The following is a 24,810-nucleotide window of genomic DNA, read 5'->3' as shown; positions in this document are numbered from 1 at the left end:
AAATGACCGGCAGCATCAAAACTCGATCATCGCTATATCAGCTGAATCCGCGCTTTTGGCAATATGGATAATATCATTTAAAATCAGATGTTTATCTAATTTTATCGCTTTTGCACGCTGCAAAATCATTTTATCTGGTCCCTCTGCATCAGAATTCACGACAAACTTCGCAGTTGATGAATAGTCTTGGATGATCCGGGCGATCACCAGAATAACTTGATTAAAACATAATGTATTAATATAAATATTTACCTCAACCTCTTGCTGCCGGGAAACAAGATGGAAAACTTTACGCCTTATTCCGCACTTCTGGGTGGTGCGCTGATCGGACTGGCTTCAGGCCTTTACCTTTTGCTCAATGGCCGCATTGCAGGCATCAGCGGCATCCTTGGAGGCCTGCTTACCAGCAAAGGCCCGACATCGGGTCGCGTTGAAAAACTTGCCTTTATCTCTGGCATGATCATTGCTCCAATGATCCTGTTGGCCCTCACCCCGATCAATGCCCAAAGCATTGTAAGCGCTTCATGGCCGGTCATTATTGCAGCCGGCTTGATCGTCGGGTTTGGCACGAGACTTGGCAGTGGCTGCACCAGCGGACACGGAATTTGCGGCCTGTCGCGTCTGTCAGCACGATCAATGGTCGCCACCCTGTGTTTCATGGGCGCGGGCATGGCCAGTACCTTTGTCATTCGTCATGTTATCGGGGGCTAAATCAATGCGTATTCTTGCTTCTGCTTTCTGTGGCGCCCTGTTCGGCTTGGGCCTAATCATTTCGGGGATGACAGACCCCCAAAAGGTTCTTGGTTTCCTTGATATCGCAGCGATCCAGACCGGAAACTGGGACCCCAGCCTTGCGTTCGTCATGGCGGGTGCCCTTGTTATCGCATTCCCGATATTTCGCTTTGCCCAATCCCGCAGAACTGCCATTTGCGGCGGGACAATAGAACTGCCGAAACGACGCGACATTGACCGCAATCTGGTTATTGGCGGGCTATTGTTCGGCATTGGGTGGGGCATGGTTGGCTATTGCCCGGGTCCCGCGATTAGTGCGCTTGCCTTTGGGCATATCGAAACAATCATTTTTGTGATCGCGATGATCGCCGGAATGATCGTGCATAAACTGATGATGAACACATTGGATCAGGCCGCAATCGCGCAAAAATAGCGAAAACCTTAACCTTTATGGCAAGTGCGCCACGCAAACCAGCCATACGCCACAAATTGCCATTCGCAGGGAAATCAATCTGTTAGCATTCAAAATTTGTGGCGACTAGTCTGGAAAGCCTGAAATCTTGCTGCAACATGCTTGTCTTTGCAGCGACACTGGCATATGTGCAAAACAACATCACAGTATGATTTCAAAGGCCTCGCATGAAAATCGGCATTCTTGAAACCGGTCTTGTTCCGGAAGAACTTCGCGATGAATTCAAAAGCTATCCATCCATGTTCGAAACCATGCTTGGCGCATTGGATCCCGAGCTTGCCTTCCAGACCTGGACTGTACTTTTGGATCAATTCCCCGAAGACCTGAATGCCGTCGATGCCTGGATTGTGACCGGATCAAAGCATGGTGTTTATGAAAACGAACCCTGGATGATCCGTTTGCAGGAATTGCTTCGCGATATCGTCGCCGCACAAATTCCTGTTTTCGGGGTCTGCTTTGGTCACCAGATTCTGGCAGCCGCCCTTGGTGGCACGGTCGTCAAATCTGACAAAGGCTGGGGTATTGGTGTTCATGAATACACCACCAGCAAAACGGCCCCGATCTGGCTTGGAAATGCGCCAGCCAAGTTCAAGCTGAACGCATTCCATCAGGATCAGGTGATAGAATTGCCCGAAGGCGCAAATGTTTGGGCAAGCTCCGAATTCTGCCCCTATGCCGCTATTCAATACGGCGAAACCGCTGCTTCGATCCAGCCGCATCCGGAATTCCAGCGCCCCTATGAAGAAGCATTGCTGAAGGCACGATACACATTGTTGCCCGAAGACGTACATTCAAAGGCAACCAAGTCACTTGACGAAAAGCTTGATAGCCAACTGTTTGCCAAATGGATGCTCAATTTCCTGCGGGGTAATCGGGCGGTTAAAGCCGCCTGACCCAGGATCGGGAAGGCATTATCCCCTTATAACGGACCGCGGCATTTCGATGGCGGTCCGTTTTGCGTTTTAAGATATAGTGATGCATGCGCAACCGGCTGGAAGTTTTCAGAACATTCCGCAATACGATTTGTTTATGATTGCGCCTGATACTGGACTTTAGCAAAATTTCTGCCAGTAAAATGGAATGCCATGATCCAGAATTTACGGCTTTATTCCGGTCTGACGCTGTTTGCATATGTCTTCATGCATCTGATCAATCAGGCCGCTGGCATCATTTCGCCCGAAGCAATGGAAGCCATCGTCCCGGTTACAACCGGTATCTGGCAATTCCCACCGCTGGAAATTCTTCTTTTATGCGCTGCGATCACGCATTTCCTTCTGGCGACAGCGCGACTGACCAGCAGGCGCTCTCTGCGCCTGCGCAAATCCGAATGGACACAGATGGTCCTTGGTCTGTGCATTCCATTTCTATTGTTCCGCCATATCATCGCAACACGGATCATCGACCTCGGATTTGGTGTCGATTCCGCGTTTGAACGTGTTTTGCTTGATCTTGCCGTGTTTATTCCGAGCCAGGGCGTATTGCATGCAATCGCTGTGATTGTCGTCTGGACCCATGGTTGTATCGGTATTCATTTCTGGCTGCGATTAAAGCCATTTTACCCGCGTTGGCGCGGTGTGCTTAGCGCATCAGCAGTACTTGTCCCGACACTGGCACTGGCCGGATTTGGCGCGGCATCCGCTGAAATCATTCGCCGGACCGAAGAAGGCGGACGCAAATATGTTTTTGGTGTTCTGGATGCCGCAAACGTCAATGACGCGGCAGTAAAATTTTATGAAAATGCGCTTCTCCCAGGCACGATAATTGCCATTTCTCTGGCTTTGGCACCCTTTGTCGTGCGGCAAATTCGCCAGACCGTTGATCGCATCAAACGCGGACCGATGCTATCGATGCCCAACGGCAAGCTGATCCGCGTCGCCCCCGGGGCAACGGCACTTGAAGCCCTTCGCGATGCCGGTGTGCAGATGGCATCGGTTTGTGGCGGACATGGTCGTTGCACGACATGCCGCATCCATTGCGGATCGGGCATTGATCAGCTTGCAGCCCCCGGCAAGATCGAAGCAGCCGCGCTTGAGAGCATCCACGCGCCGCGTGGTATGCGATTGGCCTGCCAGATCAAACCGGTAAACGATCTTGCGGTTGCGCCGTTATTGCCGCCGAACGCCACCGCACAGGATGGACGCCGCCCCGGCGGTCTGTCCGGTAGCGAACGTCAGGTTGTTTCAATATTCACCGACCTTCGGGATTCGACACGTTTGGGCGAAAAGAAAATGCCCTACGATGTACTGTTCATCCTGAACCAGTTTTTTGCCGAAATGACAGAAGCCTTGCGCGAAAGTGGCGGGCTCTATGCCCAGTTCACCGGTGATGGCCTGATGGCGCTTTACGGTCTTGATACGGACGATACGGAAACCATGATCCGTGATGCCCTTCACGGGGCGGCGGGGATGTTGCGCCGAATCGAAAATCTGAATGAACATTTGAAATCAGAGCTTCCGCATACATTGCGCATCGGTATTGGCATTCACATGGGCGAAGCGATTGTTGGCGAAATGGGGCCTCCCGGCCGCGAAAACATCAGCGCCATCGGCGACACGATCAATACGGCGGCAAGACTGGAAAGCCAGACCAAAAAGCATGGTGTGCCGTTGGTGATATCAAAGGCAATTTTCGACCATGGGCCGATTCCATTACCTGAAAATGCGGTGATGCATGAAGTGGCCTTGCGCGGAAAGGATCAGACTGTTGCCTACTATGCACTGGAAAATATGCCCGAACTGCCGGAACGCGTTGTATGATCATCTCTGATCGGTCATGATCTGCGTATTACACAGGTCTGATATCGCATATTCCCAAGGTTTCCGCGGTTACAGTATCAATCCGGGTCTTGACTATGCGATAGAAAACCACATTTATTCGATTAGATAGATATGTCTGATGCCGAACGGGTCGGGTCAGATGTTCAGACGCCCGAAACGCCAAAAGCGTGGGGTCTGGTCGATATCACACTCGCTCTACTGAGGAGGTGCTGCCTATGTCACGAATTTCAATGTTTAACAGTCCGCTGCTGTTGGGGTTTGACCAGATCGAACGTGTTCTTGATCAGGTTTCCAAAACCAAGGCAGAAGGCTATCCGCCTTACAATATCGAGCAAATCGGCGAAAACCATCTGCGTATCACGGTCGCGGTCGCAGGATTTGCCGAAGACGATCTGTCGGTAACGACCGAAGACAACCAGTTGATTATTCGTGGCAAGCATCAGGAAGACGACAGCAACCGCATCTATATCCATCGCGGTATAGCATCCCGCCAGTTCCAGCGTTCCTTTGTACTGGCCGAGGGTATTGAAGTTGTTGGCGCCCATCTTGATAACGGACTTTTGCATGTGGATTTGAACCGTCCGGTTCCTGAACCGGTTGTACGTGAAATTGCGATCAACTCTGCCAAGAAGAAAGCCGTCTCGTCACGCACCATAGATATGACCGTCGATGCTGAAAATGGCGCAGACGCGGTCGAAGATAAAAGCCGCAAGGCGTAACAAGGAGAGTGGTTTTATGAGCAATCGCATCTCAGACCATGAGACCAAAGAAACCCGCGGCGCGGAACAGGATTTGAACCTGCTTTCGTCTGGTGATTTTGCCATGCTTGGCATTCACGATTTTGCTTATGTGCGCGCGATGGCCAATCCCGAAGACGAAAGCAACGAAACGGTCTTTGGGGTATTTACCGCCGATGGTACCCATATCGCATCGTTCGAAAGTCAGGCCGTAGCCCATGCGGCAATCCGCCAGCACGACATGGACCCGCGTTCGGTTCACTAAGACGACCCGATCGGGATATCGCGGAAATCAGAAGGCAGCCGATGGGCTGCCTTTTTGCTGGGTTTGATGAGGCGTCACCCTAACGGATTTCGATCACTTCGCCAGGTACGGCAACCCGTACCTGCGGATTTTCGCGCAGAAGTTCGGCAATCTCGCGTCTTACATCACGTTTGATGTGATAGAGCCAGAAACGTGATCCGGGCATATCAGATGCCAATTGCAGAACAGTTTCCAAATCGCAGTGCGCGGCATGTTTTGGATCATGCTTGGGCAAATATGTTTCCTGAAACACCAGATCAGCAGCGGTAAAAAGCGCTGTAGTATCGGCTGTCACGTTACCGTCACCGGAATAGGCAAAACCCTTATTCTCGAAACGCAGCAAAATTGCATGGTTCTGAACGCTGTGATCGGAACGGGCAAATTTGGTTTCGAACGGACCTATCTGCGTGGTTTCCGGCACCGCATGCCAGATAATTTCAAACGGCCACGCACTTCCAAGCCCGGCAAAGCCAAGCTCCATGATCTTTTCCAGATGATTGCGTACCGCAGGTGTCGCGATGATATGGATCGGCTTTGATCGACCGTCATCGCGCCAGTTCAGCATAACCGGCACCAGTCCGAAAACGTGATCGGGATGCATGTGGGTGAAATAAATCGCATCAATGGCATCCGGATCGGGAAACTTGCGCATCAGCAATCCGGGCACCGTTGCCCCACAGTCAATCATCAACCGATAGCCATTTGCACTCACCACGACGGATGAGTTTTCAAAGGCGGGATCGAATGCCTCGCCAACACCCAGAACATCTATGCGCATATATTCACTCGACATTCCCTGTCACCGCGCTGTTTGCGGATCATTTGCAATGAGTGTCTATTTTTGCTGAGACAGTGAACATTAGGCAAGCTGTTCAGATTTGTTTTCGCGATAAAGTCTCAAAACCGTCACCGCACAAAGAAAACTGGGTGGCTGAATGCATCGGCCATCCTGCAGTTCGATACATCTGTATAGGAAATCAGACGGTTAACGCGCTAGGACTTCCGCAGCCTTGCGAGTTCGACTGACCGAGTCGGCGACCATACCCGTGGTGGACTTGATATTATCAAGGTTCCGGGCAAGACCGTCAACCGCACCTGCCATCATGCGCATGTTTTCCGAAACGCCTTCGGTCACCGCACTTTGTTCCTCAACCGCCGAGGATATGTTGGTGACACTGTCCCTGACCGTTTCCACCGAATGACGAATGGTTTCAAGGGCACCGACAACCTCCGACGAGATCGACTGAATGCCTGAAATTTCATCGGAAATCTGCTCGGTCGCACGAGCGGCCTGATTGGCCAGGTTCTTGACCTCGTTGGCAACAACGGCAAACCCCTTGCCAGCATCGCCCGCACGCGCGCTCTCTATCGTCGCATTCAATGCCAGAAGGTTGATCTGCCCGGCAATATTCTGAATGACTTCAACGATGCTCCCCATTGACTCGACAACCTCCGCCATACGCTGGGTCGAGCTGTTGGCGCTGATCGTCTGATCAAATGCGCGCTCTGTTTCGTCACGAGACTGCGCCATACTACGCGAAATTTCTGCAATTGATGCCGCCATCTGCTCGGCACTTGCCGCAACGGTCTGCACCGTATGCGAGGTTTCCTCGGATGTGCTGACACTTTGATTGGCCGAATTGCCCAAAGCGGCGATGTTACTATCGATCTCGGTAAAGTTCTGATCAATCATGGTCTTGAGCTCAAGCAACAGAAGGGTTTGCTCGGTAATATCTGTCGCGAACTTGATCACCTTGAAAGGCTTTCCAACCGGATCAAGCACCGGGTTATAGGACGCCTCAATCCAGATTTCCTTGCCGCCCTTGCCGACGCGTTTGAATTGGCCCGTATGGAAATTCCCGGTTTTCAGGGTTTCCCAGAACGAGCGATATTCGGCAGAGTCACGATATTCTGGCTCAACAAACATGCTGTGATGCTTGCCGATAATTTCATCGAGTCTGTATCCCATGGCATCGAGAAAATTCTTGTTTGCCTTAAGGATAATGCCGTTCAGGTCAAACTCGATCACGGCCTGCGATTTTTCCATCGCGTCAAAGACACTTTGCAAAACCGCACGCTCAACGCGACGCGCTGTAATGTCGGATGCAAATTTGACGACCTTCGTCGGCTTTCCGTCTTTGCCAAGAATCGGGTTGTAAGTTGCTTCAAGCCATATCATCTCGCCATTTTTGCGCACACGCGGCACAGCACCCGACGAGAATTTACCGCTACGAAGCTGTTCCCAGAATTTCCGGTATTCTTCGCCATTACTGATTTCACGCGGGACAAACATCGAATGATGCCGACCAACTATTTCCTCCAGCGAGAAACCCATTGTTTTCAGGAAATTATCATTGGCCGTCAGAATCTTGCCATCAATCGAAAACTCGATAACAGCCATCGACAGGCTAAGCGCATTTACAATCTGCTGACCTTCCTGCGACTTGTCATTACTGAAAAGTGACGCAAAACCCATCCGAATGTCTTCCTTGTGTTGCCCGGGTTTCTAACTGAAGACCCGGTCATTTAGAGGCCTGTATAAAAAAAACGAACAATTCCGCATATACTGCGCAATTGTTCGGATCACAGGATATCTATACCGATGAAGTAATCAACCGCCTATTTTAGCATAGGTGAACATACTTTGGATTATACGTTCAAGCTGGCCATTTTACAATATATCGGGTCAGATCAGGGTGGGCGTCATCCTCTGAGATCACCATTCCCTTGATCGACATTCCCGCCGCAATCGTTGAGTCTGCGCGTCCTGTAATTAGTGGGTGCCAGTCAGGTAATCCTTTTCCTTCGGCCATCAAACGATAGGCACATGTCGATGGCATCCAGGACAATGTCGTGACGTTTTCCTGTGAAAGTTGCACACAGTCAGGCACATGCTGGGTTCGATTTGGATAATCCTTGCAGCTGCAGGTTTCGCAATCGAGTAATCGACAGGCTACCGAGGTATAATAAACAAAGTCGGTGTCCTCATCCTGCAGCTTATGCAGACAGCATTTGCCGCATCCGTCGCAAATGGACTCCCATTCCTCGGTAGTCATTTCATCAAGCGTCTTGGTTTCCCAAAACGGTTCATTCCCTGTCTCAACCGTCGGCTCTGTCATCGTCTCTCTCGTCCGGCATCATTTTATTATTTTTGGATTATAGCATATGGCGGACTTCCAAACCGCAAAGATCACCAATCGAAGCTACTGGCAGATCAGATGAAAGAACGAGCCGAAAACACTGCCCTTCATCAAACCGGCACTGCCAAGGTCATCACCAATTGCCGTGGCCATGTTTCCAAGGGGCGTACCATCGGCTTTGATGGTCGAGGCATAGTGAAACTCGTGCCCGCGAAGAACGGTCCCAACCGGCCCCAAAGCTGTTGCCCCGGACAAAACCAGTGTTCGATATCCCAAATGCAGCTTGCGATCAGCAAAGCTCGTCACAAGGGGCAAAAGCCCAAGCATCTGGTGATGTTGGCCAGTTGCATCAATCAATGCCTCGCCCAGCATCATATAGCCACCGCATTCGCCATAGATCGGGATATTTCTGGCTGCCAGCGCCGCGAGTGCCGCTTTGAAATTTCCGGCATTCGCCAGTTGTTCCCCATGCAGTTCCGGATAACCGCCCGGCAGATAGACCGCGTTCGCCCCATTGCTTGGGGTTTCATCGGCAAGCGGGGAAAAGAACGATAATTCCGCCCCCTGACGGCGCCAGTCTTCAAGAAGATGGGGATAGGCAAAGGCAAAAGCCGTATCCCGTGCGATGGCGATATGCTGCCCCAATGGCGGGATACCGATGCCAACCGCATCCGAACCATCACCAGCCCCCACCGCAAGTTTCCGCCCGCGTACCAGACCGATCAACTGATCAAGATTGACATCCTCGGCAATAATCCCGGCCGCCTGATCAAGAAACACATCAAGCGCGTCATGTTCGCCTGCCTGCACAAGGCCAAGATGCCGTTCGGGCAGCGATAATGCATCACTGCGCCGGACCGCCCCGATCACAGGAATTTCCGGAAGATGTTCGCGGCATGCCGTTTCAATCATCATACGATGCCGATAACTGCCAACCCGGTTCAGGATCACAGCCGCAATTTTCACATCTTTGCGAAAGCCGGCGAACCCGGCGATCACCGCGGCAGCCGATGCCGACTGCCCCTTGACGTCAATAACCAGCACCACCGGCCAATTCATCATCGCCGCAAGATCGGCCGTCGACCCACTGCCGTCCGCCGCCCCGTCAAACAACCCCATCACACCTTCGCACAGAAGAAGTGACTTCTCCCCGGCCTGCCGCTGGGCAAGCGCAACGATCTGATTACCGGACATCGCCCAGGGATCAAGATTGATACATTTTTCTCGGCATGCAGCGGCCTGAAATGCCGGGTCTATATAGTCCGGTCCGGTTTTCGCCGCCGTAACACGAACACCCCGATTGGCAAGTGCACGCAAAAGGCCAAGCGTCAGAACCGTCTTGCCGCTATTTGACGAAGGTGCGGCAATAATCAGGCCCGGAAGCTGCATTGCAGATAATTCCATATTCTTCCGGTTTCCCTGAATGCCGCACAAACTGATCCCTACAGAAACGCGGTAATCATCCGTTCTTCTTAACGACTTCGGCAATGCCCTTTGCCATATCTTCCGGGGCTGTTCCGTAATTAAAGTGACGGATAAATGACCCATCACGTCCCATCAGATACACAAAGGACGAATGGTCCATCAGATAGGCATCCGAATCCTTTGCTTCCCCGTCGGCATATGCCTTGGCGTAATACACACGGAAAGTCTTTGCCGCGGCTGTAGTCTGTTCAAGCGTTCCGGTCAGGCCGACCATACGTTCATGAAAATGCGGAACATAAGCCGCAATCGCGTCAACTGTATCGCGTTCCGGATCAACCGAAATAAAGACCGGTGTTACTTCATTGGCAATTTCGGGATCAAGGGCATCAAGCGCATTGCCCATCACCTGCAATTCGGTCGGGCAAACGTCCGGACAATAGGTATAACCGAAATAAATCAGCATGTATTTTCCGCGGAAATCCTGTTCGGTGCGGGTCTGACCATTTTGATCAACCAGTTCAAACGGGCCGCCAATTGCCGCAGCACCCGAACTTGAAGATGCGGTTTCCGATCCCATCATCATCAGTCGATAGGTCAATCCGATTCCGAGAACCAGTGCAATCGCCAGAATGATTACGAGTGTTTTCCTGCTCACGCCGCTACCTGTTCCTTTTGTCCCGGGATTACCTTTGCCGCAATCAACCGGATGAATAACCCACTGTCTTGCGGGCACTATAAATCCGCAAAACGATCATGCAAGACCCGTGACTGTGCCATGGCTCACAATAGCGTCATTGCGAATTCGCAAAATTATCCGATCTGATGAAATGCCAGCATGGCAAGGATGATGGCGTTAACGACCATAAGCCCCCGACCGACCGGTGCCATAAAAGCACGAAAACGTCGGGTGGCATACTGGCCGATCACGCCCGTTGCAAACAGCATCGGCACGGTGCCAAGACCAAATACCGCCATGACGAACCCGCCGGTCAATGCATTGCCACCTGCCGCCGCCAGAACCAGCGCACCATAAATCAGGCCGCAGGGAATAAATCCAAGCATGATCCCCAGCAGATAACCCCGCCAGCCAAATGGCGCACCAAATAGCGGTTTGGTTCGGTCACCAACCACACGGTTCCACCATGCCCCCGCAGCGTTTCCTCCAGCCACGTTTGGAAACAGCCCGGCAAGATGTGGCACCAGACCGATTACCCCGAAGACCAGAAAGAAAAGTGCCGCACACAAAAGCAACATAGGCCCCAACCACCAGATTTTGGTCAGCACCGTGATGCTATCGGCGAAAAATCCCGCCATCACACCAAGCAGGGTATAGGTCGTCAATCGGCCAAACTGATAAGGCAATAAGGCGGCCCCGGTAAGTCGGCGAAGCTCGCTCATCTTTTCAAGCGGCAGCTTTTCCATGCGCGATGTGACCTGACTGATCACAAATGGCCCACACATCCCGACACAGTGGGTGGCACTGCCGACAAGTCCGGCAATCAATGCTGTCGCCAAAACGCCGCTGTCTTCTTGCAAAACAGTCACGCATTGTGCCCAGCCGCTTTCGATGATGCGGATCAGTATCTGTTGTTCGTCCATGATCCACCCGGAATGATCAGTTACGTCGATTGTGACGCGCCGATCCATTGTGAACAACGATATAGATCAATCCGGAACTCAGGATTTGGAAACGTTCGCATCCACCGGCATGGTAATAAGGTCAAGAACCTGTTCGAACGGAACATGGCGCACGGCTTTGACGTCATCCTGCGGCGAAAGCCAGTTCAACCGGTCGCGCAAGTCGACCACCTTGCCCAGAATACAAACTGCCGGCGGTTCCACACCGGCTTTTTCGACATCATCGGCCGCATTGGCAAGCGTTGAAATCAGAATGCCCTGATTGGGGGTTGTTGCCTGATTGATAACAGCAAGTGGTTCGTCACCGGATCGTCCATTGGCCATCAGTTCCGATGAAATACGGCGCAAATGCTTCATCGCCATATACAGCACCAATACCGGCGCCCCTTTGGCAAGAGCCGCCCAATTAATGTTATCGGGCATTTCGCCACTTGAACCGTGGCCTGTAACAAAGGTTACCGATGAATTGCAATCACGATGCGTTGTTGGAATCCCGGCATAGGCCGCACCGGCAATCCCCGCCGTAATACCCGGAACGACCCGGAACGGCACATTATGTTCAACCAGCGTCAGACCTTCTTCACCACCGCGGCCAAAAACAAACGGATCACCGCCCTTAAGCCGCAGAACCCTTAAGCCCTGCTTGGCGTAATCAACAAGCTGCAGGGATATGTCCGTTTGCTTTGAAGACGGCCGACCACCGCGCTTCCCGGCATAAACACGCTTGGCATCCGAACGCAAAAGATTGAGAATCCGGTCATCAACCAACGCATCATAGACAACAATATCGGCCTGCTGCATCGCATTGACAGCATGAAGCGTCAGCAAACCGGGATCACCCGGACCTGCGCCGACCAGCCAAACCCAACCCGGCTCAAATACCGGAAAATCAAGACCAAGTGTCGTCATTGCGGAATTCTTTATCTCTCAGCCAACTGGTCCATCTGTGCAGGACCGGATCGTTTGGATATGTTAAACAGCATCTTGGTGCTACGTCCAACATATTAATCCGTATTTTTTTCGTTATTTACCTAATACCACATCATTTATAATGTTTAATATATGAGCTTTGTCAAAAAATGCGTGGTGCCATAATAATGGTTAACCCAAATCTTCAAAGCCATAAACCGGGATCGCCCGCCCCATGACCCGAAAACCGGACGGACCACTACGCAAGGGATGGACAACGGGGGCCTGTGCCACCGCGGCAACCCGCGCGGCGTGGCAAGCGCTGTTGTCTGGCGAATTTCCTGATCCGGTCACCATCATCCTTCCCCGGGGTGAAACACCATCCTTTAACCTGATCAAGGCTGAAACCGGCGATGGCTGGGCACGGGCAAGCGTGATCAAGGATGCTGGCGATGATCCCGATGTCACCCATGGCGCGGAAATCATTGCAACAATCCGCCATGGACAACAGGGGTCCGGCATCACCTTCCATGCCGGCGACGGTGTCGGGATGATTACGAAACCCGGCCTGCCCATCCCGGTGGGCGAAGCCGCGATCAACCCCAAACCGCGCGAAATGATGACACAGCAGATCGTCGAACTGGCAAACAGGTTTAACGCGACTACCGATGTCGAAATTGAAATTTCCATTCCCGGCGGGCGGGAAATCGCTCTGAAAACCTGGAACCCGCGACTGGGAATTGTTGGCGGTCTTTCCGTACTGGGAACCACCGGCGTGGTGATTCCGTTCAGCTGTTCGGCGTGGATTCATTCCATCCATCGTGGCATTGATGTCGCGCGCGCCACCGGCCGCAAACATGTTGCCGGGGCCACCGGCAAAACGTCCGAAGCTGCCATTCGGCAATTTTATAATCTGCCGGACGAGGCTATCCTGGATATGGGCGACTTTGTTGGCGGCATGCTAAAATATCTGCGTCGCCATCCAGTCGATTATATCACGATTTCAGGCGGATTTGCCAAACTGGTCAAACTGGCGCAGGGCCATATGGATCTGCATAGCAGCCGGTCCGAAGTCGATTTCAACAAGCTCTCTGATACAGTTGCCGCACTTGGCGGTGATGCCGAACTGGTATCTGAAATTGCCAACGCCAATACGACCAAACAGGTTCTGGAACTTTGCTCATCCAGAAACGTTGATATAGCACGCACCATTGCCCTTCAGGCTGGTGAAACCGCCCGCGCAACCATCGACGGTGCTTCCGCCATCGAAATTGTCGTTGTTGATCGTGTTGGCAGAATCATCGCCCGTGCCGGACATGGTGATTTTGACGCCTTTCTTCCTGCCGAAGGCACAAACCCGAACCTTTAAAATGAACAAGAACAGGCCCGCAACATATGACTCCCCCTCGAAACACAGAAACCCCGCTGAACATTCTTATTTTTGGCGGCACGGGGGATGCCAACCGTATCGCTGCTGACCTGTTACAGGAATTCGGATCAGATGTGCGTCTGCAGCTTTCTCTTGCCGGTCGTACCAGTGCCCCAAGATTACCGGATGGCATCCCCGTCCGCATTGGTGGTTTTGGCGGAGCCGAAGGCATCATATCCTGTCTGGGTTCGGAAAAAATCGATCTCGTGATCGATGCAACTCACCCCTATGCCACACAGATATCCAGCCACATTGCCCAAGCCTGTCACGCGGTGGCGACACCCTGCATTCAGTTTCAGCGGTCAGCATGGCAAAAAACGGATAAAGACCGCTGGATCATCGTCAGAAGCCTCGCAGAGGCAGCTCAAATCCTGCCCGAACACGGAAAACGCGCCTTGATCGCCAGCGGACGCAAGAATCTTGCCCATTTCGAAGGCTTGGAAAAAACATGGCTGCTTGTGCGGACTGTCGAGTCTCCCAAAGATCCATTCAATCTGACTCTGGGTGAATGGCTGATTGCCCGTGGTCCCTTCACGGTCGAAGGGGAAATCGAACTTCTGCAACGCCACAAAATCGATGTCATTGTCAGCAAAAATAGCGGCGGTGATGCTACCGAAGCCAAGATTCTGGCTGCCCGCGAACTGAACATACCGATCATCATGGTTGAACGGCCCGGTGCAGCTCCGGTTGAACAAGCAGAGAAAATACAAGAAATAATAGAAAAAATCAGAAATACGCTTGCAAAACACTGACTCAAAAAGATATTTCTTCTCGTGATTTGGACCTTTCAGGGCGGTCCAAGTAACAACAGTCGAGAAGGGCAAAATAAGCCGCCGACACCCTGAAATCCTTTAATGGGAATTGTCATGACCGGCAAAATTGGTTTGCGCGGAAGGCTGATGCTGGCAATTGTGCCAATCGCCTTGCTCGCTGTATGTGCCGCCGCCCTAGCGGTTTTTTCTTTCCAAATTACAGAACAACAGCAAAAAGTCGTAGCAGAAGAAGCTATCCCGGCCCTGATTTCCGGCCAGGAACTAAGCGCGTTTAGCGATGCCGTCACCGGCATGGCGCGTCGTGTCACAACTGCGCAATCAGAAGCACAGTTGGAAAACACGACCAAAGCACTCGGCATGATCGAAAATCGCATGAACGATCAAATCGCCGAGTTGGCCAGATACGATATTGATGGCGAAATACTAAGCTCATTCTCCCAACAAACAGGGAAGATGATCAATAATATTAATAGCTTGTCCGATATCATGAAGTCACGATTTGACACGCAGAAAACGCGTCAACTTATCATGAGTGACATCATTCGCGCCGTGAATGAAATTGAATCGATCACAATCAGCGCCAGTGACATGGCGAACAGCAATCTGGAAAACAACTTAAGCCAGCTATATGGCCTGGTCCGCAATCCGGAGAAAACCAAAGAAGTCTTTCAAACGCTGAATACGCTTCGCGGAGAGGACGCGCCAACAACAAAGAACATGCTGGAACTGCGCGCGGTGGCACTTAAGATTCCCGCACTGGCCCGCATGACTTTCACGGCAAGCAGCCCCGAAGAACTAGACAAGATCAAGAATTTATCAACGCCGCTTATCCCCCAAATGCAAAGTGGCTCAGATGAAATTCCGTCGGATGAAGATCGCGAAACGGCAAGATCGTCGGTTGAAACAATTGCAAATGGTCTGACATCGAACGGCAGTAACAATCTGTTCAATTTGCGTCAGAACGAATTCGTTAGCGAAGCTTTGCTGACCGATCTGTTGACACAAACAACAGAGACATCCCAACAAATGGCCCAAACCGCGCAACAACTTCTGGAAGATATGCGCGCGAAAATCAACGATGCCAATCAGGGGGTTACAACCACCATCGGCATTGCGAAAAACATCATGATCGGGGTTGCGACCGCAGCACTGATTATTTCTGCACTGATCATATGGCTTTATGTCCAACGCAACCTTTTGGCCCGTCTGATCGGATTGAACGTTGCCATGGATCGCTTGACCAAAGGCGACCTTGAAACACCGGTAACCGATCATGGCAGCGACGAAATTGCAGATATGGCATCGGCAGTCGAATTGTTCCGGGAAAACGCGAAGGAAGCAGAACGTCTTCGGGAAGAAAACAAAGCCGCAGAAATTCGTGCGGAACAACAACGTCGCGAAGCATTGCTGGAAATGGCGAACGGCTTTGAAAGCTCCGTCAATGGGCTGGTCACGGAACTGCTGTCCCAGGTTGGTGACATGCGCGATGCCGCCGACAACATGGCACATAACGCCGGTGACAACGTTCACCGCGCAATCGAAGTCAGCGAAGCATCCCAGAATGCATCTCAGAATGTCAGCTCGGTCTCGTCCGCAACCGAGGAACTGTCTGCATCGATTGCCGAAATCGAACGACAGGTTTCCAAGGCAGAGGAAGTTTCCCGCGCTGCCGTTTCCGAAGCCCGCAAATCTGATGAAACCGTTCGCCAGATGTCTGACACGGCAAATCGCATTGGCGAAGTCATTGAACTGATCACGACCATTGCTGACCAAACCAACCTGCTGGCCCTTAACGCTACCATAGAAGCCGCGCGAGCCGGTGACGCCGGCAAGGGTTTTGCCGTGGTCGCAAACGAGGTCAAAAATCTGGCATCCCAAACCCAGCGCGCGACCGAGGATATCGGCAAGCAGATCGAAGAAATGCGTTCGGTCAGCAGCGAAGCCGTCGAGATGATTTCGACCATCGCCCGGACTATCGGCGAAATCGATACGATCTCAAGCTCGATCGCAGCCGCCATGCGTCAACAGGGTTCTGCCACGGCCGAGATTGCCAGCGGATCGGAAGAAGCCGCCAACGGTGTGCGTCACGTGTCTGAAAACATGCTCAATGTATCACGTGCCGCCGAGGCGGTTCAGAAACTGTCAGGTTCAACCCGCAACACTGCCGAAGAGCTTCTGCAAAAGGCCCATCGTCTGCAAGACGAAGCCAACAGCTTTGTAGCCCGTGTTCGCGCCGGTTAGGCTGCTTGAGAATGCCTGAAATCAGCAAAAACCCCCGCCGAAATGATCGGCGGGGGTTTTAATATCAGTTCTGAAAGATTTAGTGATTAGACGAAACGCCGGAACTCACCACTTTTGCGCGGCGGACAGAAACGCTTCAGATAGGTCGGCGCAATTGCTTCAACGCTGTTGGGCGTAATGCCAAGCTCGGCAAAACCTTCGGCACCGTCAGACACGACATTATCGGTTTTAAGCAGACGAACCTGATCCGGGGTCAAAAGCGGTTTTGGCAGGAATTGCAGGAAAAACGCCTTGATCGACGCCAGCCAGAACGGCACCGGCATCAGAATGGCGCGCTGGCGGGTGATCTGCAGCATATCGCGCAGGAGTCCCATGAAGCTATAGACTTCCGGCCCCCCCAGTTCATAGGTTTTACCCGCAGATTTACCTTCGACCAGTGCCGTCACGAATGCCTCGGCAACGTCGGCAACATAGACCGGCTGGAATTTCGGTCCGCCATCGCCAAGCATGTCGACCTTGCCTTTGTCGAGTTCAACCTTCGGCAAGCCCGGCGCACCAATGACCGGCAGAACCGGGGAATAGCGCGCCATGGTGGCAAACTGGTTCAGGAAATTGTCTTCCGGGCCGAAGATAACCGACGGACGGAAAATCACCGCATCCGGGAAGGCTGCGCGAACAGCTTTTTCACCAGCCAGTTTCGAAGTCGCATAAAGCGCATGCGGGTTCTTATCCACACCAAGCGCCGACATATGCAGGAAGGTTTTCACACCGCATGCCTTGGCTTCCTCGGCAATACGCTTGGCCGCTTTGACATGGATATTCATGAAACTGCTACTGCCGCGCTGATACAGAATGCCCAGCAGGTTAATCACCGCTTCCGAACCTTCGATCGCGCTTTTGAGCGACTCTTCATTGCGGACATCGCAATGCACCGGAACCACCTGCCCAAGATAGCCCATCGGCTTCAGTTTCTTGACGCGCTCAAAGCTGCGGGTCGGAACGCGGACGATAAAGTCGCGCTCAAGCAGACGCTTGACGATATGACGCCCGACAAATCCGGTGCCGCCAAAAACGGTTACGATACGACGATCCATGCTTGCTCTCTCCTTGCCGGTCGGTAATGTCGCGATGATCCCGCCATCACGATCCGGCGCTGGGTACCATCAGGGCCAAATTCGGCCCCGATCAAAATTCCTAAGCGGTTATATACGACCCATAGGGTGCGTCAACAATGCGCTTTTAAAGCGCATGTGTCCCGCCCCCATTGATTTTGGCCAATATTTCATCATGGAGCGCCAGCAAACCCGCCTTGTAGTCGGGAAAACGCAGCTTCACACCAAGTTCGGCTTTGATCCGGTCATTGGCAACCCGCTTGTTATCTTCATAAAAGCTTGCAGCCATTGGGCTCAGATATGCCGTCTTGAAATCTTCCTCCGGCGGAGGGTCCATACCCAGCAAACCACAGGCATACGCAATCACATCCTGCGGAGGAGCGGCATCATCGTCACACACATTATAAGACGCACCGGCATTCGGACGTTTGATGGATGCCAGAACCGTCTGTGCAATATCTTCGACATGGATACGTGAAAAAACCTGTCCGGGCTTTACAACCCGCCGCGCCCATCCGGATCGAACCGTTTCCAGAGCATTACGTCCCGGTCCGTAAATCCCGGCCAATCGGAAACTTTGCACACAAAGATCATGACGCTGCCCCAGATCGAACCATGCCTTTTCTGCGGCCACCCGTCTGCGACCACGTTTGCCGCTTGGCATCAGGTCGTCATCTTCGGTGACGGTCGCACCGTCGTAATCGCCATAAACACCTGTTGTCGACAGATATCCGATCCATGTACCACCCGGCAGCGCGGCAAGATCACCGGCATGATGGGCCAGAACAGGATCACCATTTCCACCCGGCGGTGCAGAAATCAGGACATGTGTCACATCTTTCAAGGCATCGCGAATATCGGCAACCGGCTTGTCATCGGAAAAAATGTGCGGCTCGATCCCCTCTCCGCGCAGTTTATCGGCCTTTTCTGCGCTACGCGTGGTACCGGCAATTTCCCAGCCTTCTTCGCGTAACTGATTTGCGACAAGGCGCGCTGAAAATCCCAATCCGAAGCAAAACAGCTTTTCGGTCATTATCAAATCCATATGCCGGGGCGACTATCTTTGTGTGTGGAACACTATCGGCCCTGAACGCGCATGACAAAAGCTTTCCGGTCGGTTTTCGGAAACTTTGAAATCACAATCATTTTCTTGCCGCTTTCATGATTTGCAATGCGGCCCTTATAAACGGCTTCTGGTCAGATCAGAATCGACAACAGCCGCCTATGCTGATCATTATCGATCCGCCTTGCAACCAACGCCAAACTGAAAGGCCCATCATGTCTGAACTGCTTGCACGCAAAACCCTGCGCGCATCATCCCTTGTTACGATGACTTTGTTTGGCATGGTTCTGGTTTCGCTCGGCCTGCAAAGGCAAGCCTTGGCGCAAGGCACGGATATGAGCGCGGAGGACGCCAAACAATATCAGGACTGCCTGAAACTCGCCCGCCTGAAACCCGAAGACGGTTTTGAAAGCGCCATCGCATGGCGCGATATGGGCGGCGGTGAACCGGCGAAACATTGCGTTGCGGTCGCCCTGATTGCACTTGAAAAATACGAAGAAGCCGCAACCCGTCTTGATGCCCTTGCCGATGAAAGCACATCCCCGCAACAGGTTGTCGCCGGGCTTTTGGCCCAGGCCGGACAAAGCTGGATGATGGCGGGAAATCTGGAATTTGCCTGGCGCGACCAGTCCCGCGCACTTGGCATTGTTAAAAACGATCCGACCCTTTGGGTTGATCGGGCAATGGTACTTGGCATGGCCGGTCAGTATTGGGATTCAATCGATGACCTTAACAATGCGCTTGATCTTGATCCAAACAATGTCGAAGCACTGATTTATCGCGGCACGGCGTGGCGCATGCTTGAAACATACGACCTTGCCATGACCGATATTCAACGCGCGCTGGAACTCTCGCCCCAAAATATTCAGGCGCTTTTTGAACGTGCGAACCTGCACCGGATCAACAAAGACAATGACCTTGCGCGTCAGGATTATCTAACTGTCATAGAAAATTCAAACGGAACCCCTGTCGCTGATGCGGCAAGAGCGAATATAGAAAAGATGGATGTTCAAACCGGATCGGAATAGGTTCTGATCCGTACTTGATATGTGCCCGTCGGTTTCGGGACCATATCGCCAGATTTTCAGCCGGGGGACCCCATGCGTCGTTTGATTGCCACGACCGCCATCGCCGCGTCCATATCCATGATGCTTGCCGCAAACACTGCGCAGGCGCGTGACCAGATAAGAATTGTCGGTTCTTCGACCATCTTTCCGCTGACCACCAAGGTCGCCGAATATTTTGGCAAGACCACCGGTGAACCCGCCCCGGTGGTTGAAAGCACCGGTTCTGGTGGCGGTTTTAAACTGTTCTGCGGCGGGATCGGTGCGGAATATCCCGATATTGTCGATGCATCACGCCAGATCACCGGGTCGGAAACCGCCATCTGTGCTGCCAATTCGGTACGCAATATCAGCGAAATAAAAATCGGTTACGACGGCATCGTGCTTATGGGAGGACGTAATGCACCGACCATGTCATTGACTGCACGGCAGCTTTATCTGGCACTGGCCCGTACTGTCCCGGTTCAGGGCGCAAGCGTTCCCAATCCGAATGTCAAATGGTCCGATATCGATGCCGACCTGCCCGATATTCCGATACGCGTCTATGGTCCGCCGCCGACATCGGGTACACGCGACCTTATGGGACAGCTTCTCATGGACAAGGGATGCGCAACTTTCAGTGACATCGCCAGCCTCGAAGCCAGCGACCCCGAAAGCTTCCGCCTTCTGTGCCGCACCATCCGCGAAGACGGTGCCTATATCGCTGCCGGTGAAAATGATCGTCTGGTCATCAGCAAACTTGAGAAAGACCCGAAGTCCTACGGCATTATGGGTTTCAACAACCTGGACCGCAATCGCGACACCATGCAGGGTGTATCGATCAATGGCGTTGCCCCCGATTACGATACGATCCTTGACGGAAGCTATCCTGGATCGCGCGCCCTTTACCTGTATGTTAAAGATGATCACCAGCAACTGGTCAGAACGCTTGGCTCGTTCATTTCGACCTATACCTCGGACACGGTGATTGGCGAGGAAGGCCTGCTTGCCGAAAATGGCTTGGTCCCGTTGCCCGATGATGAACGTGCCGACGCCCTTGCCGGGGCAAAAAAATTCGTCGGGAACTAAGCCCGCGCAAAATGGATGAACAAACGGCCGGACATCAGTCCGGTCGTTTTGCCATCCAGACCTGATTGGCAGCATATCGCGGCGGGCTGCCTTTGAAATCCGAAAATTCCGACACCGAAATGAAACCTGAAATCTCTAACATCAGGCGCATTTCACTACGATGAACCCATCGCATGTGATGCCAGCAATCCTCGCATCGCAGAACCTTTCCTGACGGATCGATTTCCTCGAACCGCCAGTGTTCTTCAAACCGCTGGGTCAGGGGGTCGCTTGTTCGCTCCATTGCGGTGATCCGCAACCTGCTATCTTGTGCTCCAACACCTTCCGGCATCGGAAACAGCGGCAGTTCAACACTTTCCGGATCACCTTCCGGAAGGCAATACTGAAGGTCGGGATCAATCAGATCAAGAACCAGCATCCCGCCAGGCAGCAAATGATCAAAGGCCGTCATCAGGCAGCGTTTCTGGTCCTCGCCATCGGTGATTTCCTGAAACCCACGAAACGGGATGATGATCAGGGCAAATCTCCGTCCCAGATCAAAGTCGCACATATCGCCCTTGTGCCAGACCATATCGGGATATTTCGTCCGTGCCTGGGTCAGCATCGCATCGGAAAGATCAAGTCCTTCAATCGCGATACTGGCCTCGTGAATGGCAGCGGCAACGCGCCCGGTGCCACATCCCAGTTCAAGAACAGGGCCACCGGATTTGACGGCAATATCGCGATAAAACGGGATCGGATCTTCGAATAATTTGCGATCAAGGTCGGCACGAAGGTCGTAGCTGGCGGCGTTAAGGCCACCTTGCGGGTAAAAGCTGTCGACCTTCGACGAACCCGTCATTCAAAATCCAGATCTGCATAATGCGGGGATGGTGGGAAGCTTGCCTGCCGGTCCGCCAGAATATCGCGCATCGCGGGGCGGCTTTTGATCCGCATATACCAATCCTTGGCACGCGGATGTTTCGACCAGTTGATGTCACCCATATAATCAATGACAGAAATCTGTGCCGCGGCAGCAATATCGGCCATGGTCAGATGTTCCCCCGCCAGCCAGTTCCGGCGTTCAAACAGCCAGCCGATATAATCCAGATGATAGGCCGCATTGGTCCGCCCGGCGCGCAGGATTTTGGTATCCGGCGTCCCGGTCGAAAAGAATCGTTTCAACAACTTCTCGCCGAGCAGATGATCGGTGACCTCGCGGTTGAACTTACCATCAAACCACGCAACAAGGCGGCGGATTTCCGCACGTTCCTTGGCATCCGAACCCAAAAGCGCCGTGTCGGTATAAACTTCATCCAGATATTCGCAGATGACGGTTGAATCGCACAACACCGTACCATCTTCTTCTTCCAGAACCGGCACTTCGCCCGCCGGGTTCAGCGACAGAAACGCATCGCGTCGCTCCCAGACAGGTTCTGCCTTAAGCTCGAATTCAAGCTTCTTCTCGGCCAGAACCAGACGCACTTTGCGCGAAAACGGTGATAGCCAGAAATGATGTAATTGACGCATGGAATTGAAGATACCCAACCAAGGATGAACGTTTTGCAAACCGGGCCGCATATGGCAGTTTGATACCATATGGCGTCTGTGCGCCATTCATTACAGGACCGGAATTTCAAATTCTCTCAAACCACGCAAATGCGCCGATGTAAAGGCTTTGTCGCGCCAAACAGCACCAATCTTGCGCTTTTTGTCATCCTGTCATCCTGACCGGCTTTGTGCCAATGCCAAAAGCCCGTCAAGATCAAGGCACGCCCCAACATGATCGGCCAGTTCATCAAGGGCGGCATCAATGCCAGCTTCAAAATCGATGGTACTGTTCCGGTCCCGGTTGACGATCGCGCTCAGATAAGCCGACCGGAACGGATCACTGCCAAACAGGCCATGTAAATAGCATCCCGTAACTCGTCCATCGGCACTTTGCGCACCGTCAATAATCCCGCCATCAAGACAAAGCCAGCTTCGGTCACGATCCGGCCCGGTTGTCTCGCCCATATGGATTTCATAACCACTGACCGGGATATCGGCCATAACCCCACCAAGTCCCGCCAGCCCGGTGGTTTGACGCAGCGTCTTGTCACCGCCCATCACGGTTTCAACGTCAAGCAATCCAAGCCCGGCTTCTGATCCCGCCGCACCTTCTATACCATCGGGATCATGGACCATGCGCCCCAACATCTGATAACCACCGCAAATTCCGACGACATGGCCACCCCGGCGGTAATGCGCCAGAATGTCAATATCCCAGCCCTGCTGTTTCAGGAAACGAAGGTCGGATGTGGTCGATTTGCTGCCAGGCAAAAGTACCAGATCAATATCGGCAGGAATAACTTCGCCCGGTTTAATGATCAGAAGATCAATATCTCGTTCGGCGGCAAGCGGATCAAGATCATCAAAATTCGCAATCCGCGGCAGGTGCGGCACTGCAATCCTGATCCGGTTCTCATCCACGCCCGACCGCACATAACGCCCGGCTTTTTCAAGCGCCACGCCATCCTCGGCCGGCAGGCGATTGGCCCCCTGCCAATATGTTGCGATACCGTAACTTTCAAGCCCGGTTTGATCATGAATGATCTGCAAGGCAGGCTCAAACAGCGACACATCGCCGCGAAACTTGTTAATGATATAACCGCGCAGCCAGTGACGGTCCCCCTCGGACAGCAGGGCATGCGTACCGACGATTGATGCGATCACCCCGCCCCGATCAATGTCCCCCACCAGAACGACCGGAACTTTGGCCGCCTCGGCAAAGCCCATATTGGCAATATCGGCGGCACGCAAATTAACCTCGGCCGGTGATCCGGCACCTTCGGCCAGCACAAGATCGGCATCAGCAGAAACCAGATCAAAGCTTTCCACCACACGCGGCAGCAAATCGCGTTTTAACCGATAATAATCCCGTGCCTTGGCACTGGTCAGGACCTTGCCCTGTACCACGACCTGAGCACCAATTTCACTTTGGGGTTTTAACAGAACCGGATTCATGTGGACCGACGCAGGCACACCGCACGCCCGCGCCTGCAACGCCTGTGCCCGGCCAATTTCGCCACCATCTTCGGTTACGGCCGCATTATTGGACATGTTTTGCGGTTTGAATGGTCGCACCCGAAGCCCCCGTTGCGCAAAGGCACGGCACAGGCCCGCCACCAGCAAGGATTTTCCAACATCCGAACCGGTACCTTGCAACATCAAAGCAGGAACAGGGCGCACGCTCATTCCGGTTTCAAAACTTTCTTTTATCTGGCTGTATGCCAAGACCGCAAATCAGAACTCGACACCGATCTGTGCCTTGATGCCCTGTTCGCGGAACGGATGTTTGATCATTGTCATCTCGGTCACAAGGTCTGCCGCCTCGATCAGGGTATCAGGCGCATTACGCCCGGTCAGGACTACATGCTGGTCGGGCAGTTTGTCGGCCAAGGCTGCCAGAACATCATCAAGCGGCAGGAAATCATAGCGCAGAACGATGTTGATCTCGTCGAGGATCACCATGGCAAAGCTTGGATCACGCATCATCTCAAGCGCCTTGTTAAAGGCCTCACGCGCCAAAGCCACATCCTGCGCCCTGTTCTGGGTTTCCCAGGTAAAGCCCGCTCCCATGGCGTGAAATTCGCAAAGATCGGGGAATTTCTTCAAAAGCTTTGCCTCGCCGGTTTCCCAGCCGCCTTTGATGAACTGAACAACGCCAACTTTCATGTCGTGCCCGACACAGCGCATCGCCATGCCAAATGCCGACGATGATTTGCCTTTCCCCTTACCCGTATGAACGATGATCAGGCCCTTTTTGTCGATCTTCTGCGCCATCATCTTGTCGCGCGCGGCCTTGATCTTCTTCATTTTTTCGTCGTGGCGGGTATTGAGATCGGTATCGGGCGTGTTGGTGTCGGTCATTGCTTCATCCCTTTGCATTTCTGCCCGAACAATGC

25 protein-coding genes are annotated in these 24,810 nt (G+C 52.8%); 11 read left to right on the top strand and 14 right to left on the bottom strand.

The features are described from left to right. Positions 1-15 precede the first annotated feature (15 nt). On the bottom strand, positions 16-159 hold the full coding sequence (locus ABIE64_RS12850; protein WP_156487995.1) for a hypothetical protein: 144 nt from the start codon (positions 157-159) through the stop codon (positions 16-18). 120 nt (positions 160-279) lie between these two features. Between ABIE64_RS12850 and ABIE64_RS12845 the strand changes: the two genes are divergently transcribed. The 6 genes from ABIE64_RS12845 (at position 280) to ABIE64_RS12820 (ending at position 4,983) form a co-directional block, all read left to right on the top strand. Then, the gene (locus ABIE64_RS12845) at positions 280-711 is read left to right on the top strand and encodes a YeeE/YedE family protein (protein ID WP_037989156.1); all 432 of its coding nucleotides are present in this window, start codon (positions 280-282) and stop codon (positions 709-711) included. A gap of 4 nt (positions 712-715) precedes the next feature. After that, positions 716-1,165, top strand: a complete 450-nt coding sequence (locus tag ABIE64_RS12840) for a YeeE/YedE family protein (RefSeq protein ID WP_007088350.1) — start codon at positions 716-718, stop codon at positions 1,163-1,165. 206 nt (positions 1,166-1,371) lie between these two features. Further along, positions 1,372-2,097 carry a glutamine amidotransferase-related protein gene (locus ABIE64_RS12835; RefSeq protein WP_063092150.1) on the top strand — a complete coding sequence of 242 codons (726 nt, stop codon included), beginning with the start codon at positions 1,372-1,374 and terminating at the stop codon, positions 2,095-2,097. 192 nt (positions 2,098-2,289) lie between these two features. Beyond that, complete coding sequence (locus tag ABIE64_RS12830) at positions 2,290-3,960, top strand: adenylate/guanylate cyclase domain-containing protein (RefSeq protein WP_354377621.1); 1,671 nt, start codon at positions 2,290-2,292, stop codon at positions 3,958-3,960. 236 nt (positions 3,961-4,196) lie between these two features. Next, a complete protein-coding gene (locus ABIE64_RS12825) occupies positions 4,197-4,700 on the top strand; it encodes an Hsp20 family protein (RefSeq protein WP_007088353.1) in 504 nt (167 codons plus the stop codon). Positions 4,701-4,716: 16 nt separating this feature from the next. Beyond that, positions 4,717-4,983 (top strand): DUF1150 family protein, encoded by a 267-nt coding sequence (locus ABIE64_RS12820; RefSeq protein ID WP_007088354.1) that lies wholly within the window; start codon positions 4,717-4,719, stop codon positions 4,981-4,983. A 79-nt stretch (positions 4,984-5,062) separates the two neighbouring features. Here ABIE64_RS12820 and ABIE64_RS12815 read toward each other — a convergent pair whose 3' ends face one another. The 7 genes from ABIE64_RS12815 to cobA all read right to left on the bottom strand — a co-directional run bounded on the left by ABIE64_RS12815 (position 5,063) and on the right by cobA (position 12,134). After that, positions 5,063-5,815 carry an MBL fold metallo-hydrolase gene (locus ABIE64_RS12815; protein WP_139328086.1) on the bottom strand — a complete coding sequence of 251 codons (753 nt, stop codon included), beginning with the start codon at positions 5,813-5,815 and terminating at the stop codon, positions 5,063-5,065. 192 nt (positions 5,816-6,007) lie between these two features. Next, a complete protein-coding gene (locus ABIE64_RS12810) occupies positions 6,008-7,498 on the bottom strand; it encodes a methyl-accepting chemotaxis protein (protein ID WP_354377620.1) in 1,491 nt (496 codons plus the stop codon). Between the two features lie 181 nt (positions 7,499-7,679). After that, positions 7,680-8,141, bottom strand: a complete 462-nt coding sequence (locus tag ABIE64_RS12805; protein WP_354377619.1) for a YcgN family cysteine cluster protein — start codon at positions 8,139-8,141, stop codon at positions 7,680-7,682. Between the two features lie 84 nt (positions 8,142-8,225). Then, positions 8,226-9,566, bottom strand: a complete 1,341-nt coding sequence (locus tag ABIE64_RS12800; RefSeq protein WP_354377618.1) for a cobyrinic acid a,c-diamide synthase CobB — start codon at positions 9,564-9,566, stop codon at positions 8,226-8,228. Between the two features lie 55 nt (positions 9,567-9,621). Next, positions 9,622-10,242, bottom strand: a complete 621-nt coding sequence (locus ABIE64_RS12795) for an SCO family protein (protein ID WP_063092156.1) — start codon at positions 10,240-10,242, stop codon at positions 9,622-9,624. Between the two features lie 155 nt (positions 10,243-10,397). Further along, on the bottom strand, positions 10,398-11,186 hold the full coding sequence (locus tag ABIE64_RS12790) for a sulfite exporter TauE/SafE family protein (protein WP_037989315.1): 789 nt from the start codon (positions 11,184-11,186) through the stop codon (positions 10,398-10,400). A gap of 78 nt (positions 11,187-11,264) precedes the next feature. Further along, the gene (gene cobA / locus ABIE64_RS12785; RefSeq protein WP_037989148.1) at positions 11,265-12,134 is read right to left on the bottom strand and encodes a uroporphyrinogen-III C-methyltransferase; all 870 of its coding nucleotides are present in this window, start codon (positions 12,132-12,134) and stop codon (positions 11,265-11,267) included. Between the two features lie 235 nt (positions 12,135-12,369). Here cobA and ABIE64_RS12780 point away from each other — a divergent pair, with 235 nt between their 5' ends. From ABIE64_RS12780 to ABIE64_RS12770, 3 genes are all read left to right on the top strand, one after another. Further along, a complete protein-coding gene (locus ABIE64_RS12780) occupies positions 12,370-13,503 on the top strand; it encodes a cobalt-precorrin-5B (C(1))-methyltransferase (RefSeq protein ID WP_354377617.1) in 1,134 nt (377 codons plus the stop codon). Between the two features lie 26 nt (positions 13,504-13,529). After that, complete coding sequence (locus ABIE64_RS12775) at positions 13,530-14,315, top strand: cobalt-precorrin-6A reductase (protein ID WP_354377616.1); 786 nt, start codon at positions 13,530-13,532, stop codon at positions 14,313-14,315. A 114-nt stretch (positions 14,316-14,429) separates the two neighbouring features. Next, the gene (locus ABIE64_RS12770) at positions 14,430-16,577 is read left to right on the top strand and encodes a methyl-accepting chemotaxis protein (RefSeq protein ID WP_158526691.1); all 2,148 of its coding nucleotides are present in this window, start codon (positions 14,430-14,432) and stop codon (positions 16,575-16,577) included. Positions 16,578-16,663: 86 nt separating this feature from the next. Here ABIE64_RS12770 and ABIE64_RS12765 read toward each other — a convergent pair whose 3' ends face one another. Beyond that, positions 16,664-17,671, bottom strand: a complete 1,008-nt coding sequence (locus tag ABIE64_RS12765) for a complex I NDUFA9 subunit family protein (RefSeq protein ID WP_354377615.1) — start codon at positions 17,669-17,671, stop codon at positions 16,664-16,666. 145 nt (positions 17,672-17,816) lie between these two features. Continuing rightward, a complete protein-coding gene (locus ABIE64_RS12760) occupies positions 17,817-18,722 on the bottom strand; it encodes an SDR family oxidoreductase (protein ID WP_354377614.1) in 906 nt (301 codons plus the stop codon). Positions 18,723-18,967: 245 nt separating this feature from the next. On the opposite strand from ABIE64_RS12760, the gene ABIE64_RS12755 reads away from it, so the two are divergent. Both ABIE64_RS12755 and ABIE64_RS12750 read left to right on the top strand, forming a co-directional pair. After that, positions 18,968-19,780: a tetratricopeptide repeat protein gene (locus ABIE64_RS12755; protein ID WP_223304946.1), complete on the top strand. Its 813-nt coding sequence runs from the start codon at positions 18,968-18,970 to the stop codon at positions 19,778-19,780. Positions 19,781-19,852: 72 nt separating this feature from the next. Further along, positions 19,853-20,884, top strand: coding sequence for a substrate-binding domain-containing protein (locus ABIE64_RS12750; protein WP_007088368.1), 1,032 nt, complete (start codon positions 19,853-19,855; stop codon positions 20,882-20,884). 34 nt (positions 20,885-20,918) lie between these two features. On the opposite strand, the gene ABIE64_RS12745 is transcribed toward ABIE64_RS12750, so the two are convergent. From ABIE64_RS12745 to cobO, 4 genes are all read right to left on the bottom strand, one after another. Beyond that, positions 20,919-21,725 carry a class I SAM-dependent methyltransferase gene (locus tag ABIE64_RS12745; RefSeq protein ID WP_354377613.1) on the bottom strand — a complete coding sequence of 269 codons (807 nt, stop codon included), beginning with the start codon at positions 21,723-21,725 and terminating at the stop codon, positions 20,919-20,921. Then, entirely contained in the window at positions 21,722-22,393 is a 672-nt protein-coding gene (locus tag ABIE64_RS12740; RefSeq protein ID WP_354377612.1) for a glutathione S-transferase family protein, read from the bottom strand. Before ABIE64_RS12740 ends, ABIE64_RS12745 begins: the two co-directional genes overlap by 4 nt. 192 nt (positions 22,394-22,585) lie before the next feature. After that, complete coding sequence (locus ABIE64_RS12735) at positions 22,586-24,100, bottom strand: cobyric acid synthase (RefSeq protein WP_354377611.1); 1,515 nt, start codon at positions 24,098-24,100, stop codon at positions 22,586-22,588. Positions 24,101-24,148: 48 nt separating this feature from the next. Then, entirely contained in the window at positions 24,149-24,775 is a 627-nt protein-coding gene (gene cobO, locus ABIE64_RS12730) for a cob(I)yrinic acid a,c-diamide adenosyltransferase (protein WP_040061373.1), read from the bottom strand. Between the last annotated feature and the right edge of the window lie 35 nt (positions 24,776-24,810).

The sequence above is a fragment of the Thalassospira sp. MBR-102 genome (genome assembly GCF_040549275.1).
GTDB lineage: Bacteria > Pseudomonadota > Alphaproteobacteria > Rhodospirillales > Thalassospiraceae > Thalassospira > Thalassospira xiamenensis.
This window is presented reverse-complemented; position numbering and strand designations above follow the sequence as displayed.